This window comes from Mesobacillus stamsii, assembly GCF_030814065.1.
Lineage (GTDB): Bacteria > Bacillota > Bacilli > Bacillales > Cytobacillaceae > Mesobacillus > Mesobacillus stamsii.
Genome location: NZ_JAUSUN010000056.1, coordinates 1 through 4,226, shown reverse-complemented (window position 1 = coordinate 4,226; position 4,226 = coordinate 1). Strand labels below are relative to the sequence as shown.

Here is a 4,226-nt window from a genome sequence, read left to right as displayed (position 1 = left end):
TGTCTAAAATTGTCGGCTTAAAAACCACATAGCTTTAACCTTATTTTAGTGCGGCCTTTTTTAGGTGATATTTCAAAAAATGCAAGACTCAAGTTTTTTACTTGATTAAAGTGATGAAACTTATTAAAGGTTAAATTTTTGTAATTTTTTTGTGCATCTACTGACAGCTTTTAGATAATACCCTACTATTTATCATAGGCAATAAATACTCGTATCGAAGGTGAAGACGATGAAGGATTTTTTAAAGAAATTAGGAAAGTGGAAGGAAGGGATTTCAAAAAGGCTAATTAGAAAAAGATTTTTTTCTGAAATGATTAAATGGAAGGACATCCCGATTAGGAGGAAGCTATTTTTATCTTTAGGCTTCAATTCGATGCTATTTTTATTAATGACAGCATTTACGATTTTTTTGTTCCAAAATATTCGAACAGACATTCAACATGTAAATGAAAAGGGGGAACAGGCTGTTACGGTTTCCGAAATTGGTTCTTTGATTCGCTCTAAAGATATTCGAATTGCCGATTATATAACTTTTTTGCGTAATGAGGACGTAAAAGGATACCGAAAAGTCAGAAATGAATTAAATCAAAAGACTCAGATTTTGAAGGACCAGGTAACAGAGCAGAGAATCGAAAAAATGATTTCCAATGTTCAAAAAAACAACTCGGAAATCGACCGTCTGTTCATAAATAAAGTTGCGCCATCAGTAGTTAGGCTTGACAAAGAAATATACACGGAAGCGAGAGCGGACATTTCGGAATTAAGGGATCGCAATGTCAAAATACTTTCCGAAATGGAAAATATTTTTAAGAATGAGAGACAAAGTACGACTGACAGCATGTCGGATGGCATGAGAATATTCCTGTATTTGATTAGTCTTTCGGCGTTGATCGGTACGATCGTTAGTGCAACAATAGTATTCTTTGTAGCGAATTCATTGAATTATACCTTAAAAGAGCTAGCTGAAAAAACAAAATTAGTCGCTAAGGGAAAGCTTGGCAAGGGTGAAATAACGTATCAAGGTAAGGATGAAATGGGACAGCTTGCAGGGTCAGTCAACTTCATGATGACAAACTTGACAGATATGGTTTCTGGCATACGGTCCGTTTCTTATTCAATGGAAGAAGACAGCAGATTACTAAGGAATTATTGTTATAATATAAAACTTTCCAGTAGTCAAATATCTGCGACAATGTCTGAATTATCTGCAGGGGCACAAGAACAATCTGCAGCCACTCAAGAACTTTTAGGAAAGTATGACCTATTCAGTGAACAAATCGAATCCTCTGCGGTAAGAGGGAATGAGCTGAAACATTTATCGATGAATGTAAAGCAGCTAACCCATTCAGGTTACGAAAGTATGCAAGAGTCTGTAGACTATATCGAGCTTGTCTGGAGAATGGTAAAAAATACATATGATGAAGTGAAAGAGATGGAGCGTCAAACTCAGAACATTAGCCAGCTGACAGAGGTGATTCAATCGATTGCCGCACAGACACATATACTAGCACTTAATGCAGCGATAGAAGCCGCAAGAGCAGGGGAAGCCGGCAAGGGCTTTATGGTGGTAGCCAACGAAGTAAGAAAGCTTGCAAATGGCGTAGAACAGTCATTACAAGAGATAAATGTAATTGTCTCTTCTGTTCAAACCGTATCAAAGAATGTAAAAGAATCTCTCGAACACGGGTATCAAAAATTGGAGGAGGGTCAAAAGAAAATTCACCAAACAGGAAAAGGGTTAACAGAAATTAAGACAGAGGTAGATAAAATTTCTGGTGCGATTGAGGAAATTTCCAACAAGCTGGATGATGTCGGTAAGACGAATTTCAATGTTAGAGAATCGCTCTCGGCGATTGCCGGAAATTCCAATCAGGTTACTGCAGCAACCATGGATAACTTTTCTTCCAGTCAAATGCAGGATGCAGAGATTGAAGGGATTTTTGAAAAGTCAGATCATATTGCAAGACAATCGAAAGATCTTGCCTCTTTAGTTGGGAAATTTGAGATTGAAGGAAGTCCTGTGCCAAATCCAGCCATAGAGGCACAGTGATTGAACTGTTTGAAAATGCAAAAAGAAAAGAGAGCAGGAGAGATAAATTAAATTCCTGCTCTTTTTTCAGTAAACATTAGTTAACGCATAATAGGACAAACAATAAAAAAATTGATATAATCAAGTGAAAAGTGACTTGGAGGTTTCTGCACTTTGAGTGAAAAATTGGAACAAATAATCATCGATGTCCTGGTAGAGAAATTATCTCCGTATTTAATCATTTTGTTTGGTTCGACTGTTAATGGATATACCCATAGTGACAGTGACATTGATATCGCTTTTTTAAACGATCGGAAAAACTTCGATAAATACGAATTATTCATGATTGCTCAGGAGCTGGCAGCAAAACTGAATCGAGACATCGATCTTATAGACCTGAACCAGTCAAGTACGGTTTTTCAAGCGCAAATTATCCAAACTGGAAAAGCGATATATTGTACGGATAAACAAAAAAAGGCGAACTTTGAACTAAAAGCTTTCAAGATGTACGCAAAGCTTAATGAGGAGCGTTCCGTAATCTTAAAGAAAATTTACGAAAGCGGGTCCATATATGAAAAATGACGTCATTTTTAACAAAATAAGCATCATTGAACGCTGCATAAAGCGAATTCACGAGGAGTATGATAACAATCCTAAACATTTAGAGAACTTTACGAAGCAGGATTCCATCATCTTAAATCTGCAGCGAGCTTGTGAAGCAAGTATCGATTTGGCTATGCATATCATTGCTGATAAAAAACTCGGACTCCCGCAAAACAGCCGGGATGCTTTCTCCATCTTAGAAACAGAAGGGATCCTCTCCTCTTCCCTATCAGATAAAATGAAGGCAATGGTAGGATTTCGAAATATAGCGGTTCATGATTATCAAGAGATCAACTTAGTGATCCTGCAAAAAATAATCGAGGATCACTTGGTAGATTTTTTTCAATTTACAAAGACCATTCTTTTATATTAACGATATAAAAGAATGTCTACTAATTTCATTAGGTAATAATTTTAGCGATTTGGTTAAAGTCCATCGAATTTGTCAAGACGTAGCTACCTATTTGGATTTTCGTGTGGAAATTATTGTCAATCAAATAGCGTTCGAATGCAGCTGCGTCAGCAATAATTCCATTGCTCTGAAGCATGGCGGCTACATCTTTAGGCGTCATTCCGGAAACAATAATGAGTGTGAATTTTTTTTCGCTTTCAGCTTTTTCCTGTTCTTTCTGGAGAGTGGATCCAGGGGCTTTCGTGCCAGCGGTAGCAGAAGGCTGTTCCTTTTTTACGGGATCCTCTTTGGCAGTCAGCTTGGAAAACTCACTGCTGCTAATCACATGATAGCCATTATCTTCAAGATGCCGTTTCGCGTCTGAAACAGTCAGCTTTCTTCCTGACTCTTTTTCAGCGATGACGCTGTTGCCGGCCCATATGAAAACAGCTGCCAAAAGCAGTCCTAATGCAAATGCTTGCGCTGATCGTCTATTCATATGATCTGTCCTTTATCAACGAATTCATTAATGATCTCCTGAACTTCATGAGTTGAAAGCGATGATTGCTTTGCGATCTGCTTCAGCTGCATCCCCTGTTGGGCAAGCGCCCATACTTGGTTTTTGATAATCTCGTGTATTTGCTTTTTTTCAACAGATGTAGATGATTGTTTGTCAACGCCTACGAGCAATTCTTCCTCCAGTATCTTTAGTTTTTTCTTAATCTGGTAAAGGTCCTGAATTTGTTGAATTGTCAGCTGGTCGATCTCCTCACGCAATTCCTTATATGGATCTTTCATAAAGAAAGAAAAAGTGAAAAGAAGCGCAGCCAGGACAACAAGGCTAATGATCATATAGCCCATCTATTATTCCTCCCGAGCTGGTATTTGAACAGATAGTATAAGTCTACCATTCCATATGCGAAAATTCGATTAAAAAATTTTTCCGTGAAAAAAAGATAAATTTGTCTTATCATGAGTTCCATTAGTTTGTAAGTACTGTCGAACCACCACCAAATTTGCACTTTCAAAAAATTACAAAAAAAAAATAGACGTTTCTGTCAAGTGGACTCAATACTAGGCAATTTCCGACAATTTCCGTTCATTGTAGCCTGCATTCCCGTAATTTATAACGATGGAGGTTGTACTTCCAGGGATTGATAGATTTCGACCTGTTTCTTTGTGACCTCTCCAAGGATACGACCA

The 4,226-nt window shown here is 37.6% G+C and carries 5 protein-coding genes; 3 read left to right on the top strand and 2 right to left on the bottom strand.

Translation table 11 applies throughout. The features are described 5' to 3' along the window. Positions 1-229 precede the first annotated feature (229 nt). The 3 genes from J2S25_RS19770 to hepT all read left to right on the top strand — a co-directional run bounded on the left by J2S25_RS19770 (position 230) and on the right by hepT (position 3,005). Positions 230-2,050, top strand: coding sequence for a methyl-accepting chemotaxis protein (locus J2S25_RS19770; RefSeq protein ID WP_307192710.1), 1,821 nt, complete (start codon positions 230-232; stop codon positions 2,048-2,050). 153 nt (positions 2,051-2,203) lie between these two features. Continuing rightward, the gene (gene mntA / locus J2S25_RS19765) at positions 2,204-2,611 is read left to right on the top strand and encodes a type VII toxin-antitoxin system MntA family adenylyltransferase antitoxin (protein WP_044393120.1); all 408 of its coding nucleotides are present in this window, start codon (positions 2,204-2,206) and stop codon (positions 2,609-2,611) included. Next, positions 2,601-3,005, top strand: a complete 405-nt coding sequence (gene hepT, locus J2S25_RS19760) for a type VII toxin-antitoxin system HepT family RNase toxin (RefSeq protein WP_044393118.1) — start codon at positions 2,601-2,603, stop codon at positions 3,003-3,005. The genes mntA and hepT overlap by 11 nt, the downstream gene beginning before the upstream one ends. A gap of 28 nt (positions 3,006-3,033) precedes the next feature. On the opposite strand, the gene J2S25_RS19755 is transcribed toward hepT, so the two are convergent. Together J2S25_RS19755 and J2S25_RS19750 are read right to left on the bottom strand one after the other, a co-directional pair. Continuing rightward, positions 3,034-3,522, bottom strand: coding sequence for a hypothetical protein (locus J2S25_RS19755; protein WP_307192709.1), 489 nt, complete (start codon positions 3,520-3,522; stop codon positions 3,034-3,036). Next, a complete protein-coding gene (locus tag J2S25_RS19750; protein ID WP_044393114.1) occupies positions 3,519-3,884 on the bottom strand; it encodes a hypothetical protein in 366 nt (121 codons plus the stop codon). The genes J2S25_RS19755 and J2S25_RS19750 overlap by 4 nt, the downstream gene beginning before the upstream one ends. Between the last annotated feature and the right edge of the window lie 342 nt (positions 3,885-4,226).